This window comes from Corallococcus exercitus (assembly GCF_042231735.1).
Lineage (GTDB): Bacteria > Myxococcota > Myxococcia > Myxococcales > Myxococcaceae > Corallococcus > Corallococcus exercitus_B.
This window is the reverse complement of record NZ_CP102577.1, coordinates 2,780,890-2,794,356: the sequence shown is the minus strand read 5'-3', so window position 1 is coordinate 2,794,356 and position 13,467 is coordinate 2,780,890. Positions and strand designations below refer to the sequence as shown.

The following is a 13,467-nucleotide window of genomic DNA, read 5'->3' as shown; positions in this document are numbered from 1 at the left end:
TCAGGCGGGCGGCGCGCGGCGGCGGCGGGGCAGCGGGGCGAGCGCCACGGGCGTTGCTTCCGCGGCCGTGTCCTCCTGGCGGACGGCCTCCGCGTTCACCACGCGCACGCCGTCGGGCTGGACGGGCAGGCCCAGCGTCTCCACGAACAGGCGGTAGCTCTCCTCCAGGCGGCGGTGCAGCGCGCTGAAGGTCTGGTGCGCCGTGCCGGGCATGTCCTCGGTGTACGTGAAGTACCAGCGCAGCTCGTCCAGGCGTCCGTAGAAGTGGTCCACCACCGCCTGCTCCTGTTCGGAGAGGTGGATGAGCTGGGCGAAGGCGCCGTCCGCGTAGCGTGAGGCCACCGTCTCCACCAGCGGGTCGCGGCTGCGCAGGCGGGAGAAGAGGAGGAACATCTCCTCCCGGCGTGCGGCCAGCCGGCGCATGATGCCGGCGGCGTCGAGGGCGAGCAGGTTGCGCACGCGCGCGGTGGTTTCGTCGGCCTTCTTGCGGCGAGCCATGGTGCGACGCAGCCTACCGTCAGTGGCACCCCCTCACGCCAGGGGCTGCCCCCTCCGTGGGGAGCCGGGCGGCCGGGCCCATGCCGTCCCCACGGCGATGCGGCGCGGCGGGAGAGCGGTTGCTACGGTGGGGCCACCATGGTGCTCAAGATCGTCCAGGCGGGGGAACCGGTGCTGCGTCAGCGCGCACGCGAGCTGACCCCGGAAGAAATCGGCAGCGAGCAGACGCGGCAGCTCATCCAGTTGATGCGCGACACGATGCGCGACGCGCCCGGCGTGGGGCTCGCGGCGCCGCAGGTGGGCGTGGGCCTGCGGCTGGTGGTCATCGAGGACCGGGCGGAGTACCAGGCCGGCGCTTCGCCCGCGGACCTGGCGCTGCGGGAGCGGGCGCCGGTGGCCTTCCACGTGCTGATCAACCCGAAGCTGGTGGTGGAGGACTCCACGCCGATGGAGTTCCACGAGGGCTGCCTGAGCGTGAACGGCTTCGCGGCGCTGGTGGCCCGGGCGCGCGGGGTGCGCGTGGAGGCGCTGGATGAGAACGGGCAGCCGGTGACGGTGTCCGCGCGGGGCTGGTACGCGCGCATCCTCCAGCACGAGCTGGATCACCTGGACGGCACGCTCTACGTGGACCGCATGGAGACGCGCAGCCTGTCGACGCAGGAGAACCACCGGCGGCACTGGCTGGGCAAGAGCACGGCCCAGGTGCGCGCGGCGCTGGGGCTGCCGGAAGAGACGCCTTCGATTCCCCGAAAGGATCCGACATGAGCAGCAAGCTGTTCACCCCCCTGAAGCTGCGGGACATCACCATGCGCAACCGCGTGGTGGTCTCGCCCATGTGCATGTACTCGAGCGAGGACGGCTTCGCGAACGAGTGGCACGTGGTGCACCTGGGCAGCCGCGCGGTGGGGGGCGCGGGGCTGGTGTTGACGGAGGCGACGGCGGTGGAGCCGGAGGGCCGCATCTCGCCGCAGGACCTGGGGCTGTGGAAGGACGCGCACGTGGAGCAGTTGGCGCGCATCAACCGCTTCATGCACCAGAACGGGGCCGCGTCAGGCGTCCAGCTGGCGCACGCGGGACGCAAGGCCTCCACGCCCCGCCCATGGGACGCGGGCAAGCGCGTGGAGCCGGAGCATGGCGGCTGGACGGTGCTGGGGCCGACGACGGAGGCCTTCGAGGAGGGCTATCCCGTGCCGGTGGCGCTGGACGAGGCGGGCATCCAGCGCATCGTGAAGGCGTTCGCGGACTCGGCGGTGCGGGCGAAGGCGGCGGGCTTCCAGGTCATCGAGCTGCACGCGGCGCACGGCTACCTGCTGCACGAGTTCCTGTCTCCGCTGTCGAACAAGCGGACGGACAGGTACGGCGGCACGTTCGAGAACCGGACGCGCTTCGCGCTGGAGGTGACGCGCGCGGTGCGGGCGAAGTGGCCGGAGTCGCTGCCGCTGTTCATGCGCATCTCCGCGACGGACTGGGTGGACGGAGGCTGGACGCCGGAGGACTCCGTGGCGCTGGCCAGGCTGGTGGCGAAGGAGGGCGTGGACCTCATCGACTGCTCGTCGGGCGGCGTGGTGCCGTCCGCGAAGATCCCGGTGGGGCCGGGCTACCAGACGCACCTGGCGGAGAAGGTGCGCAAGGAGGCGGGCGTGCTGACGGGCGCGGTGGGGATGATCCGCTCCGCGTTCCAGGCCGAGCACATCCTGGCCACGGGGCAGGCGGACCTGGTCATCATCGCGCGGGAGCTGCTGAGGGATCCGTACTGGCCGCTGCGCGCCGCGAAGGAGCTGCGCTCGGACGTGTTGTGGCCACACCAGTACGAGCGCGCGAAGAACTGAACCGCGCCCGGAAGGGACGCCGGTTCAGTCGAGGAACCGGCGGTCCCACGGGAAGAAGTCGTCGTCGGGAAAGTCCGCGGGACGCTGGGTGGCGTGGAAGGCCCAGGGCTCCAGGACACGGGCCAGCTCCCGGTAGGCCAGAAGCGGCTGGTCCGGACCGCCGGCGAGCGGTTCAGGGCCCAGGGTGACGACCGCCCGGGACGCGTCGAGGGCTTCCACGGTGGTGCCCGGCGTGTGGAGCTGGGAGCGCAGGAAGTCCACGCCTCCCATGGCGCCCAGCGAAGGCTCGCCGATGAACGTCATCCAGTGCGGGACGCGCAGGCGGGTGCCGATCGCCGAGGAGACCAGATCCAGCTCCATGAGGTCGACACCGGGGTACTGGACCAATTGGGGAACCAGCTCCGATGTGACCGAGCCCACACCGAGGAAGCCGGTGACGGCCAGTCCCGCGTGTCCTGAGCTGAATGGCAGCGGTGCCGCCAGGGCCAGCGCCAGCTTCCGGACGCTGTCGGGTCCGTGGGTGCTCATCCATGACAGCGGAAGAACAAATCGAACCGCGCTCACGGGACCTGGGTCGCGACGGAAGATGGGGGCATGGATGTCCTTGCCGTCGTAATGAAACTCGTATCCGTTGGGATAGGCGGTGTCGTTGGTGAGCAAGACGATTGATCTGAGCGGCTGTTGTAAATTCTCGTGAATCACAGCCCAGCCGGCTGCGTCCAGCTCCTGCCATTCACCCTCGTCATCCGAGTAGTGCGTGAACGGCTGGGGCGAGATGGCGTGAAGGTACGTCTGCAGTGATTCAGAAACCGCCTGATTGACGTCCAACGTGGGTTTGGGAAGGTAAAAACAAAGGCTCAAGCCGACCTGCGTGACGATTCGACCTCGACGCGTCATCTGAAGTGGTGAGTGGCTCATGACTTACAGTCCAGCTCCGAGATAGGGATTCACTTGAAGGACCTCTCTCAGGCCGAACGCCTGGCGGTAGACCTCATTCTGGGTCAAGCCGTCATAGGGATGTCCCGGTGGGTATTTTCGCCAACGTGGCCGTTTGTCGATATCCGTACAGGGGAACTTGAAGTCATAAACATCTTGAACCCACGCCGGGTCACCCGAGTGAAGGACCACGTCGGGAACAAGAGACCCCTTCAATTCTCCCAGGCTGCCACGCTGCCGGATGCGAGCCACTTCGGCGGGTGATAGCCAGGTTGTCTTCCCACTGGACAGGTCATACAGATACGTGGGCTCAAGACTGAAACCACCCGGACGGAGTTCGTTCAGCTTCTCCATGGCGCACTGCAAGGCGACCCGGTGCATCTCGTTTCCGAGCTTGATGGCTCGGGTGATGGTCCGGCCCTGTGCGTCGCGGACCTCCTCCTTGCACTCCTGCGGCGTCGGGCTTCGGGTCCCGAAGTTCGCGAGGATGACCGCTGCTCGCGCCTTGTCCGCGCACTCCTCCAGCGCCTTTTTCACCTGCTGCTTCAGCGCGGCATCCAGGAGCTTCACGGCCGCCGCCGCGGAGCCTCCCGCTGTCGCGAACGTCCGCACGGCCCGGGGAATCACCGCCTCCTCTCCCGCGGCCTGAGCGCAGTAGGCGGGCTGGGTCCTGCAGGAGTTCGTCGCGCTGTCGAAGTCGTACTGAATCCGCCGGTGCGCGCCTCCACACGACTGGAGCAGCACCGTGATCGCGAGAAGCCATGTCCGCCGCAGGCTCAACCGCATGGACGTCTTCCTCCCGGAGTCCGCATAAGCTGCCGTGCATGCTGACCGAGGTGCAGGCGGGACCCTATACCGTGCGCGGTGTGTCCGTGGGCGGCGTGTACACGTCGCTCCTGGTACCGGAGCTGGGGGTGCTGCTCGACGCGGGCATCCCCATCCGCTCCTTCGCCACCACCGACCGCATCTTCCTCAGCCATGGGCATGCGGACCATGCGAGCGCGCTGGGGTCGCTCCTGGGCATCCGCGCGCTCGTGGGGAAGGGGCCGCCGTTCGTCTACCTGCCGGCGGAGATTGAAGCGCCCGTGCAGGAGGCGCTCGCGGCCCTGGGGCGCCTGCACCGGATGAAGTCCGATATCCGCACCGTTCCCCTGCGTCCCGGCGACACCGTGAAGGTGCAGCAGGACCTGTGGGTCCGCGCCTTCCGCACGCACCATCCCGTGCCATCGCTGGGCTACCAGTTCCTCCGCCGCGTCGCGAAGCTCAAGCCCGAGTACCGCGAGCTGCCTCCCGCTGAAATCGGCCGCCGTCGCCAGGCCGGTGAGCCCCTGTTCGACGAGGTCGAACGCCTGGAGCTGGCCTACTGCACCGACACCCTCTCCAACGTGCTGGAGCGCCAGCCGTCCCTGTTCGACAGCCGCGTGCTCATCCTCGAATGCACGTTCATCGACGCGGAGCGCACCGTCCGCGACGCGCAGGAGCGCGCCCACATCCACCTGGAGGAGATCGCCTCCATGGCGGACCGCTTCCAGAACGAGGCCCTGGTCCTGATGCACTTCAGTCAGGCTTACAGCCCCGCGCAGGTCCACGCGACGCTCCAGGCCCGTCTGCCGGCGGCGCTGCTCGAACGCGTGCGAGTCTTTGCTCCTGACTCCGGCCGCTGGTTCGGTTGAACGCCAGCGCCGGCCCGTATGGAGGCCGCCATGACGTCCCCGTCGTCCCGTCACGTCCTCATCGCTGGAGCCGGCATTGGAGGCCTCACGCTGGCCTGTGCCCTCCGTCGCGCGGGAGTCCGCGCCACCGTGTTCGAACGCGCGGATGCGCTGCGGCCGGTGGGCGCGGGCATCACCGTGCAGATGAACGCCTCGGTCGCCCTGCGCCGCATCGGCCTGTGTGACGCGGTGGTCGCGGAGGGCGAGCGCGCCGAGCAGACCCTCATCCTCGACCCGGCGGGAGTTCGCATCACCGGCTTCGACGCGCGCTCGCTCCAGGTGGACCTGGATGCTCCGATGGTGTCCATCCACCGCGCCCGCCTCCAGGCCGTCCTTCGCGCCCACGCGGGCCCGGAAGAGGCCGTGCGGCTGGGCGTCTCCGTGACGGACTTCCAGGATGACGGCGCCCGCGTCACGGTGTCGTTGTCCGATGGCGGCACCGTCTCCGGCGACGTCCTGGTGGGCGCGGATGGCCTGCGCTCCGCCGTGAGGGCCCGCCTGCTGGGCGCGCAGCCCACGCGCTACTCCGGCTACACCAGCTGGCGTGGCATCTGCGTGGCTCCGGACCTGGTGAAGGACGGCCACTTCACGGAGACCTGGGGGCCCGGGGCCCGCTTCGGCATCGTGCCCATCGGCCATGGCGAGGTGTACTGGTACGCAACGCTGAATGCGCCGCAGGGGTCGGAGGACGCGCCGGGCCAGACGCTCGCCGTGCTCCAGGAGCGCTTCGCCGGATGGCACGCGCCCATCGCGCAGATGATCGCGGCCACGTCGCCGGAGCGGGTCCTGCGCACGGACATCCATGACCGTCCGCCGGTGCGGCGCTGGAGCAAGGGGCGCGTGACGCTCCTGGGCGACGCCGCGCATCCGATGACCCCGAACCTGGGGCAGGGCGGCTGCCAGGCCATCGAGGACGGCGTCGTGCTCGGGGAGTGCCTCGCGGCCCCGGGCAGCGTGGAGGAGGCCCTGCGCGTCTACGAGTCCCGCCGGGTGAAGCGTGCCAATGAGTTCGTCGTGCGTTCACGCCAGATGGGACAGATGGCCCAGTGGGAGAACACGGCTGCTCGCTTTGTCCGCGATGCACTAATCCGGCGCGTTCCGGAGTCGGCCGCGAGACGTCAGCTTCAGACCCTGGTGCAGGGTATGCGCTGAGAGGAATTGGGTTCTGTAAAGTCTGACGTTGCCAGGATCACGTTGTCGGTCCTGGCGGGGGGAAGACCATGCAGACGAAACCTCCGCGGCTTGCCGCCGTCGTCCTCGTGTCCTCGACGGCCTGCCCACGCACGGATCCGCCAGGGGCTTCCCCACGGTCCACCGCGCCGCCGGCCGCACCCAACCTCGTCGCCGTGCCTCCAGATGCCGGGACCGCTGAAGACATCGCCGCGGTCAACGCGCGCATCCAGGGTGTCCTCGGTGAGCCCGCGAAGTATGCGCAGACCTTCGCGTCGTTCCAGAGGGCCGTGGCCGCGCGCGACGCGAAGGCGGTCGCGGCCCTGGTGGCGTACCCCTTCACCGCGAACATCGGCGGCAGGAGGGTGAAGCTGCCCGACGGCGCGGCGTTCGTGAGGCATTACGACGCCATCGTCACCCCGGCCATCGCCAAGGTCATCACCCGGCAGCGTTACGCGGACCTCTTCGTCAACGAACAGGGCGTGATGTTCGGCCAGGGCGAGGCGTGGCTCCATGGCATCCGCAAGGACGCCGCCAACTTCGACGTCCGGGTCATCGCCATCCAGTCCGCGAACTGATCAGGACCGCGCGACGGACTCAAGGAACGGCAGGACGTGGGGCAGCACCTTGGGTGCCTTCGCCCAGGCCCCGCCGTGGTCGGCGTGCTCGATGGTCGCGAACGCCGCGCCGGCCCGCGCGGCCACGGCCTTCATGGAGTCGTGATACGGGTCCATCGCGCCGCAGTACAGCAGCCCCGGCCGTCCGGACCGCACCAGCGCCTCATCCAGGCCCGCCGACTTCTCGCAGGCCTTCAGGCACAGCCGCAGCGCCTCCAGGTCCCCTGCGTCGATGGCCTCCGCCAGCTCCGGCGCGCGCCTTGCGCCGAAGAGGAGCACCTGGAACCAGTCCACGTCCTTCCCCGGCCGGAGCTGCTTCTCCAGCGCCGCGTAGGCCACGGGCAGACCCACCGCCGGGTCCCACCCGCCCACCACGTAGGACGCCAGCCGCTCCGGCGCGAAGGACGCCAGGCCGCACACGGTCCAGCCGCCCATCGAGTAGCCCCACGCGTGCGCCCGGTCGATGGAGAGCGTGTCCAGCACCGACAGCGCGTCCTCCACCCGGTGCCGCAGCCCGTAGGCCTCCAGGTCGTGCGGCGTGTCGCTCTGGCCATGCCCCAGCGAGTCGAACGTCACCACCGTGTACGCGTCCGTCAGCGCGGGCACGTAGCCCTTGAGCGACCAGTGCGAGCCCAGCTGGAGCAGGCCGTGGAAGAGGAGCAGGGGAGGGCCGTGGCCCTGGACCTCGTAGTGGATGCGGCGGCCGGACTTCGTCGCGAAGGGCATGGCGTGGGGGTTCCCTACAGGCCCGCGGCCTTCGCGCCGCGGGCCACCGTGAAGCCGAAGGTCACCGTCTGACGGGAGCGCGGCGGCACGCTCAACTCGAAGCGCACGATGCCCTCTTCGCTCACCTTCGTGGGCGCGGGCTTCGTGGCGTCCTTGAGCATCGTCACCTCCACCGCCTCCACCTCCGACACCGGCATGCGCTCCTCCAACGCGAGCGCCGCGGGCTTCGCGCCCATGTTGGAGATGAACAGCTTCACCTTCTGCGTGCGCGTGCGCCGGCCGGTGATGCGCGCGACCTCCTCGCCCACGTCCTCCTGCCGCGACACGCGCAGCGAGTCCTCGCTGCCGAAGCCCAGCTTCACGCGCTCGCCCCGGCCCGCGAACTTGAGCTGCGCGCGGCCCACGTAGCCGTTGGCGCGCACCAGGTCCACCGGCCCCGCGAGCAGCACCGCCGGCCCCGTGTTGTCGAAGCGCGCCACCCGGTGCACCAGCGGGGACTGCTCCGGACAGGCCACCAGCTCCGACGTGGCGGGCGCGGTGAAGGAGAACAGCGCCACGCGGTGGGCCTCGCCATCCGACGGCACCGTGGCCTTGTGCGGCGCGGACAGCGTCACCGGCTCGCCGCCGTCGTCCATGCCGGGCAGCGCGTCCGCGGCCTTCGGCGTGCCGGCCTCGCCCGTCTCCTGGAGCGACTCCTCGCGGAGGGAGACGTCCACCACCTGCTTCTCGCGCGACGTCTTGTCCCGCAGGGTCAGCCAGTCCTCCGTGAGCCGGGGCGGCGTGGCCCCCAGCGTGGGCCGCGCCGTGGAGAAGGCCAGCGTCACGTCCTTCCACGGCTCGCCGGTGTTCTGCCAGACGACGGCCTCGCACTCCAACGTCACCGAGGACGCCGCCTCCGCGAGCCCCAGCACCGCGCGGTAGGCCGGCCGCCACGCGGCGCACGGCACCAGGTAGCTGAGCGTCAACGTCGTCTCACCGCCCGCCGCGTGGCTCACGTCCAGCTCCGCGCGCACGTCCACGGTGGGCTCCAGCGCTTCCGTGCGCGCCAGCACGTCGCGGGTCTCCTGGATGTGCTGCCGCTCCAGGCGTCCCAGGTCGCGGCGGGCCTGCCGCAGTTGATCGTCCGCCGCGGTCTGCTCCTTGCGCACCGTCGCGAGCTGTTCCTTCCATTTCGCGGGATCGGCTTCTCCGGCGCCGGTGCGCTCGGAGATGGCGCGCAGCACGTCCTGGCGCGCGGTCTCCAGCAGCTCGTGCTTCGCCTCCAGGCGCCGCACCTCCGCCTGGGCGCGGGCCAGCACCTGCTCGCGCTCGAAGGCGCGTCTGGCCAGCTCCGAGTGGTGCTCACGCAGCGCTTCCGGCAGCACCGCGCGCATCGTGCGGCGCAGGCTGGCCTGGGTCACCACGCCGCCGGTGAGCTTCGCCTGGAGCGAGCGGTCCACCGCCACCGCCGGCAGTCCGTCCACCACGAGGCGGCAGGGGCCCGGGGGGAGCCGCACCGCGCCGCTGCGTTCGATGAGGGCCCGGTCCTCCAGGACCGTCACCTTGACCAGGGGCAACAGAATGGAAGTGCGCATCACGTCCTCCGGTTCCCGCCGTTCAGCATCTTGCTGGCGGGCAGCTTCACGACCCACGTCGCCTTCATCGAACGCTTCTCTCCAGCAGCGACGGTCACGCGCCACACCCGCTCGCCCTCCACCACCTCTTCACCCGGGAGGGGCGTGGGCTTCTGCCAGGGCGGCACCACCTCCGCCTCCTCCACCTTGAGGTCCTTCTGGGACTCGGGGACCGCGCCAATGCGCTCGGAAATGGCGATGCTCGCGGGACGCGACAGGTGGTTCGCCACCTCCACGGAGACGTGGTGCGTGAGCACGGTGCTGTTGCCGAACATGCCGCCCGTGGCCTCCTCGAAGCGGGTGTTGCGCGCCACCTGGAGCGCCTCCTCCACGCCCAGGCCCAGCCGCTGCGTCTCACCCGGCCCCAGCGTGGGCAGCGGGGACGTCATCAGGAACTCGTCCCCGAGCGTCACGTCCACCGGCCCCGCGAGCAGCGGATGCGGCGAGGCGTTGTCCAGGCGCACCGTGCGGAAGACGCGCGGCTCCACCGAGGGCACGCACACGTACTCGGCCTTGAACTCCAGGGGCACCGTCAGCATGGGCACGGTGTGCCAGGCGCCATCGGACGGCACGTCCGCGACGGCCTCCGCGTCGAAGCGCGCGTCGAAGTACCGGGCGGAGTCGCGCGGCGGCACCGACCAGATGGGGGGCTCCACGGTGTTCACGGACTCGGCGAAGACGAAGGCCTGGGCCTCCAGGCGCACGACCTCCACCTGCACGTTGACGGAGGTGATGGACAGCATCGCCTGCGACATGAGCGCGGGACGGGGGCGCAGGCGGCCCCGCTGCCGCGGAGAGGCCGCGGAGGCCAGCGTCAGCGAGTCGTAGTCGAACAGGCTGTCCGCCGGCTCCAGTCCCGCCGCACGGCGAAGCGCGTCGCCATCGTCGTCGTCGTCGCCCAGCAGGTCCTTGATCGGGGCGTCATCGAGGCTCTCCTCCACCTCCATGACCGCGCGCTTCTTGCTGCGCATGCGCTCCATGCCGCCACCGCCCCGGTCCGGCGCCGGTGCGGACATGCTCGGCGGCGCGGCGGGGATGGCTCCGGTGATGTTGCGGCTGGGAGAGGGCCGGGCACCGCCGAGGAAGGCTCCCGAGGACTTCGGTGCCGCCATGGGGGCAGGCGGCGGAGGCGGGCGGGACGCGCCAGGCGCACCTCCTGGCGCGCCTCCGAACGTGGCCATCTCCTTGTAGGACTCCTGCTCCTCGTAGTCGTCCTCATCCGCTTCCGGAAGGGGCTCCTCGTACTGCGGGGCCATGGGCGGTGGGGGCTTCTGGAACCCCGGTGCCGGGGAACCCCCGTGCAGGGCGTCGTAGCCCGCGAACAGCTCCTCCAGGCCCGGCGCGGGTTCACGCCACCCCGAGCGCGCGGGCGGCGGCTGGCTGCGGCCGATGCGCAGCGACTTCAGCTCCGGCACCTCCGCGCGCCGCTCCAGGCTCGCGGTGGAGACGGCCAGCCGCACCCCCGTCCAGTCCTCGCCGGTCCGCTGGATGACGGCGGCGCGCATGCGCAGCGTGCCTTCCTCCAGCGTGCGAGGCAGGCGCAGGTCATAGGTGGGCACCCAGCGCGCGCCAGCCACCGCGTACTCCAGCACCAGCCGTGCATCCCGGTCCGCCGGGATGGGACCGGACAGCGTCAGCAGCGCCGCGCGGAACAGCTGGGCCCGGTCCACGCTGCGCGCGGAGGACAGCTCCTGCACGCGTCGGCGGCGCAGCTCCAGCTCGTTCGTGGCGTCGCGGTGCCGCCGCTCCAGGTCCAGCTCCTGGGCCTGCAGCTCCGCCAGCTCCGCGTCCACGAAGCCCGTGAGCGACAGCATCGCCGTCAGCGGGGCTTCGCGCGGGGGGTGGCCCTTGCGCTGGGCGGGCCAGGTGGGCGTCAGGCCGCGAAGCGCCGCGAGCTCGGAGCGCACCCGCTCCAGCCGGCTGTGCACGGCCGACAGCGCGGCCTCCGCCGCTTCAAGCGCGTGCTGCTCCGCGGGCAGCTCCGACTCCGGCGGCAGCCGCACGTCGAACGTGGGCTTGAGGTCGCGGACGAGGAGGCCCGACGGCCCCTCCACCACCCGGGCGCGCAGCGAGCCCGTGCGCAGCGCCAGGGGCAGGCCGTCGACGCGGACCTGGCCGGGCAGGTGCCCGTTCTCGGGTGACAGCACGAGGGCGCGGGTGCACAGCGCGCCCTCGGCGTGAACGGTGACGGATTCCAGGACGGACGGTACGACGCGCATGGGCCCCCTCTTCCGCGGAGAGGGCCGCACGCTACCCCGAGGCCCCCGCCCATGGCGACGGTGACGGCGCGGATCACGCACCGCGCCGTGGGACACCGTGCGCGCTCAGAAGGCGCGGTTCACGGCGTACGCGCAGATCTTGTGCTCGGCCTTGTACGTGTTCGCGCCGGGGAGGCCGTCGATGGGGCCGGTGTAGCCGAACTCGCGCCCCACGGTCTGCACGCGGGTCCAGTAGATGGAGCCAGGAATGCCGTCGTCCTCGGCGGAGGTGCGCGGGCCGCCGCGCCGGTTCAGCTCGCGCGCGGTGATGCGCACGCGGAGCTTCTCCGTGTTCGGGCCCGTGACGCCGTCGATGGGGCCCGTGTAGCCGTAGTCGCGCTGGCCCACGGTCTGGATGCGCTTGTAATAGATTTCACCCGGGATGCCGTCGAACTCGGTGGTCGTCTGCGGCAGGCTGCTGGAGCCGCCACCCGGCGACTGGCCACCGCCAGCAATCCTCCCGCCCGCGTAGTCCATGGACCAGCCCAGGTAGCGCGCGCCCGTCTTCGCCGAGTACCCGGAGACGCTGTTGACGCCAATGGCATCGCCCCAGGACTGGGAGAGGTTGTACGTGGCCATGAACACCGTGCCGCCGCCACCGTTCAGGTCCGCGCCCACGTGGCCCGCCGACCCGATGTCCCACCAGTGGAAGGCCCCCGTCAGCGCCTTGGACGCATCCAGGGAGACGATGCGCGACGCGCGATACGCCTCGATGGCCGTGGGGCGCACGGCGGAGTCCGGGAGCTGCCCGAAGCGCACCATCAGCGAACCGCACCACTGGTTCCATGAACCGCCGTCACGCTTGGGATTGGCGGCGGCGAACGCGCGCGCCCGGTCGTAGATGGGGGAGTTCGCCTCGCCCTCCACCGTGCCAATGGCAGACACGTCCTGCGCGGGCGCCTCCACCTCCGCGCCGCCGCACGCGGCCAGCATCAGGCCCGCGGACACCCGCAGGGCAGGGGACCACGTCATCCAGTTGAAGCGCATCATCTGTCTCCAGGGGGATTCAGCGAGGAATGGAAAATTACTGTTAAATCTGGCTTGGCATGATTCACAGGCTTGAGGCTGTTCCGTTGTCGCAAGGGGCCGTGCGAAGGTTGCCGCCCATGCGAACGTCCTGGCTCTGTCTGTCGTGGGTGCTGTTGCTGTCCGCGTGTGCCACCACTCCGTCGCCGCCGCCGGGCGGCACGGCGGATCCGCTGCACCAGGTGCGGCGGGTGAAGGTGGCGCCGGAGGTGGAGCTGGAGGTGCTCGACTACGGCGGGAAGGGGCCGGCGCTGGTGTTCCTGCCGGGCTTGGGGAGCACGGGCCATGTCTTCGACGTGCTGGCGCCGGAATTCATCGCCACGCACCACGTCTATGCCTTCACGCGGCGCGGCTTCGGCGCGTCGAGCTGGCCCGCGACCGGCTACGACAGCGCGACGCTGGGGCACGACGTGCTGGCCGCGCTGGACGGGCTGGGGCTGAAGAAGGCGACGCTCGCGGGACATTCGCTCGCGGGGGATGAGCTGAACTGGATGGGCCTGAACCATCCGGAGCGGGTGGAGGCGCTCATCTTCCTGGACGCCACGGACAACCGGGGCGAGATCGCCCACTTCCTGAAGCCCGGCCCGCTGCCGCCGCTGCCCTTCACGGTGCTTGATGGACAGCCATCACGTGAGGCCGTGACGGCGCTGCTGGCGCGCGACCTGGGCGGCCCGTTCCCGCCGCACGAGATTGAGCAGGCGTATGAGTTCGACGCCGCCACGGGCGCGTACCTGCGCTACCACCGGCTCCCCGAGTCGACGGAGCAGTGCATTCGGGGCTCGGCCCTGCCGGACTACGCGAAGCTGCGAGGCCCCGTGCTGGCCATCTCCGATGATCAGGCCTTCGCGGGCTGGGTGGCGTACCTGTCCCAGGCGGAGAACGTCCCCGCCGACCTGCGCGAGCGGGCCCGGGTCTTCCTGCCGGAGCTGCGCCAGCACGAGGCTGCCCAGGACGCGCTGCTCAAGAGCCTGCCGAACTGGAAGCTCGTGACGCTCCAGGGCGCCGGGCACTACCTCTGGCTCACGCGGCAGGCGGAGGTCGTCTCCGCGATGCGCGCGTTCCTCGCGCGTTGAAGCCGCCGA

Annotated in this window: 13 protein-coding genes; 6 read left to right on the top strand and 7 right to left on the bottom strand. The window is 70.8% G+C overall.

Annotated elements, in window-relative coordinates; genetic code table 11:
- On the bottom strand, positions 1 to 498 hold the full coding sequence (locus tag NR792_RS10510) for a hypothetical protein (RefSeq protein ID WP_375759926.1): 498 nt from the start codon (positions 496 to 498) through the stop codon (positions 1 to 3).
- 138 nt (positions 499 to 636) lie between these two features.
- Between NR792_RS10510 and def the strand changes: the two genes are divergently transcribed.
- Both def and NR792_RS10500 read left to right on the top strand, forming a co-directional pair.
- Positions 637 to 1,263, top strand: a complete 627-nt coding sequence (gene def / locus NR792_RS10505; RefSeq protein WP_375759925.1) for a peptide deformylase — start codon at positions 637 to 639, stop codon at positions 1,261 to 1,263.
- A complete protein-coding gene (locus NR792_RS10500) occupies positions 1,260 to 2,327 on the top strand; it encodes an NADH:flavin oxidoreductase/NADH oxidase (protein ID WP_375759924.1) in 1,068 nt (355 codons plus the stop codon). The genes def and NR792_RS10500 overlap by 4 nt, the downstream gene beginning before the upstream one ends.
- A gap of 24 nt (positions 2,328 to 2,351) precedes the next feature.
- Here NR792_RS10500 and NR792_RS10495 read toward each other — a convergent pair whose 3' ends face one another.
- Together NR792_RS10495 and NR792_RS10490 are read right to left on the bottom strand one after the other, a co-directional pair.
- A complete protein-coding gene (locus tag NR792_RS10495) occupies positions 2,352 to 3,245 on the bottom strand; it encodes a type VI immunity family protein (protein WP_375759923.1) in 894 nt (297 codons plus the stop codon).
- Positions 3,246 to 3,248: 3 nt separating this feature from the next.
- Complete coding sequence (locus NR792_RS10490; RefSeq protein WP_375759922.1) at positions 3,249 to 4,049, bottom strand: hypothetical protein; 801 nt, start codon at positions 4,047 to 4,049, stop codon at positions 3,249 to 3,251.
- 38 nt (positions 4,050 to 4,087) lie between these two features.
- Between NR792_RS10490 and NR792_RS10485 the strand changes: the two genes are divergently transcribed.
- The 3 genes from NR792_RS10485 (at position 4,088) to NR792_RS10475 (ending at position 6,723) form a co-directional block, all read left to right on the top strand.
- Positions 4,088 to 4,936 carry an MBL fold metallo-hydrolase gene (locus NR792_RS10485; protein WP_375759921.1) on the top strand — a complete coding sequence of 283 codons (849 nt, stop codon included), beginning with the start codon at positions 4,088 to 4,090 and terminating at the stop codon, positions 4,934 to 4,936.
- 30 nt (positions 4,937 to 4,966) lie between these two features.
- Complete coding sequence (locus NR792_RS10480) at positions 4,967 to 6,127, top strand: FAD-dependent monooxygenase (protein WP_375759920.1); 1,161 nt, start codon at positions 4,967 to 4,969, stop codon at positions 6,125 to 6,127.
- Between the two features lie 68 nt (positions 6,128 to 6,195).
- A complete protein-coding gene (locus tag NR792_RS10475; protein WP_375759919.1) occupies positions 6,196 to 6,723 on the top strand; it encodes a hypothetical protein in 528 nt (175 codons plus the stop codon).
- Here NR792_RS10475 and NR792_RS10470 read toward each other — a convergent pair whose 3' ends face one another.
- The 4 genes from NR792_RS10470 to NR792_RS10455 form a co-directional block, all read right to left on the bottom strand.
- The gene (locus NR792_RS10470) at positions 6,724 to 7,488 is read right to left on the bottom strand and encodes an alpha/beta fold hydrolase (protein ID WP_375759918.1); all 765 of its coding nucleotides are present in this window, start codon (positions 7,486 to 7,488) and stop codon (positions 6,724 to 6,726) included.
- Positions 7,489 to 7,502: 14 nt separating this feature from the next.
- A complete protein-coding gene (locus tag NR792_RS10465; protein ID WP_375759917.1) occupies positions 7,503 to 9,062 on the bottom strand; it encodes a mucoidy inhibitor MuiA family protein in 1,560 nt (519 codons plus the stop codon).
- On the bottom strand, positions 9,062 to 11,320 hold the full coding sequence (locus tag NR792_RS10460) for a DUF4139 domain-containing protein (RefSeq protein ID WP_375759916.1): 2,259 nt from the start codon (positions 11,318 to 11,320) through the stop codon (positions 9,062 to 9,064). The genes NR792_RS10465 and NR792_RS10460 overlap by 1 nt, the downstream gene beginning before the upstream one ends.
- A gap of 105 nt (positions 11,321 to 11,425) precedes the next feature.
- A complete protein-coding gene (locus NR792_RS10455) occupies positions 11,426 to 12,349 on the bottom strand; it encodes a hypothetical protein (RefSeq protein ID WP_375759915.1) in 924 nt (307 codons plus the stop codon).
- A gap of 116 nt (positions 12,350 to 12,465) precedes the next feature.
- Between NR792_RS10455 and NR792_RS10450 the strand changes: the two genes are divergently transcribed.
- Positions 12,466 to 13,458 (top strand): alpha/beta fold hydrolase, encoded by a 993-nt coding sequence (locus NR792_RS10450; RefSeq protein ID WP_375759914.1) that lies wholly within the window; start codon positions 12,466 to 12,468, stop codon positions 13,456 to 13,458.
- Positions 13,459 to 13,467: the final 9 nt, after the last annotated feature.

What these genes read in the sequence shown, in the direction of transcription:
- NR792_RS10510 (WP_375759926.1), bottom strand. Translation starts at nt 498, where the DNA reads ATGGCTCGCCGCAAGAAGGCCGACGAAACCACCGCGCGCGTGCGCAAC.
- def (WP_375759925.1), top strand. Translation starts at nt 637, where the DNA reads ATGGTGCTCAAGATCGTCCAGGCGGGGGAACCGGTGCTGCGTCAGCGC.
- NR792_RS10500 (WP_375759924.1), top strand. Translation starts at nt 1,260, where the DNA reads ATGAGCAGCAAGCTGTTCACCCCCCTGAAGCTGCGGGACATCACCATG.
- NR792_RS10495 (WP_375759923.1), bottom strand. Translation starts at nt 3,245, where the DNA reads ATGAGCCACTCACCACTTCAGATGACGCGTCGAGGTCGAATCGTCACG.
- NR792_RS10490 (WP_375759922.1), bottom strand. Translation starts at nt 4,049, where the DNA reads ATGCGGTTGAGCCTGCGGCGGACATGGCTTCTCGCGATCACGGTGCTG.
- NR792_RS10485 (WP_375759921.1), top strand. Translation starts at nt 4,088, where the DNA reads ATGCTGACCGAGGTGCAGGCGGGACCCTATACCGTGCGCGGTGTGTCC.
- NR792_RS10480 (WP_375759920.1), top strand. Translation starts at nt 4,967, where the DNA reads ATGACGTCCCCGTCGTCCCGTCACGTCCTCATCGCTGGAGCCGGCATT.
- NR792_RS10475 (WP_375759919.1), top strand. Translation starts at nt 6,196, where the DNA reads ATGCAGACGAAACCTCCGCGGCTTGCCGCCGTCGTCCTCGTGTCCTCG.
- NR792_RS10470 (WP_375759918.1), bottom strand. Translation starts at nt 7,488, where the DNA reads ATGCCCTTCGCGACGAAGTCCGGCCGCCGCATCCACTACGAGGTCCAG.
- NR792_RS10465 (WP_375759917.1), bottom strand. Translation starts at nt 9,062, where the DNA reads ATGCGCACTTCCATTCTGTTGCCCCTGGTCAAGGTGACGGTCCTGGAG.
- NR792_RS10460 (WP_375759916.1), bottom strand. Translation starts at nt 11,320, where the DNA reads ATGCGCGTCGTACCGTCCGTCCTGGAATCCGTCACCGTTCACGCCGAG.
- NR792_RS10455 (WP_375759915.1), bottom strand. Translation starts at nt 12,349, where the DNA reads ATGATGCGCTTCAACTGGATGACGTGGTCCCCTGCCCTGCGGGTGTCC.
- NR792_RS10450 (WP_375759914.1), top strand. Translation starts at nt 12,466, where the DNA reads ATGCGAACGTCCTGGCTCTGTCTGTCGTGGGTGCTGTTGCTGTCCGCG.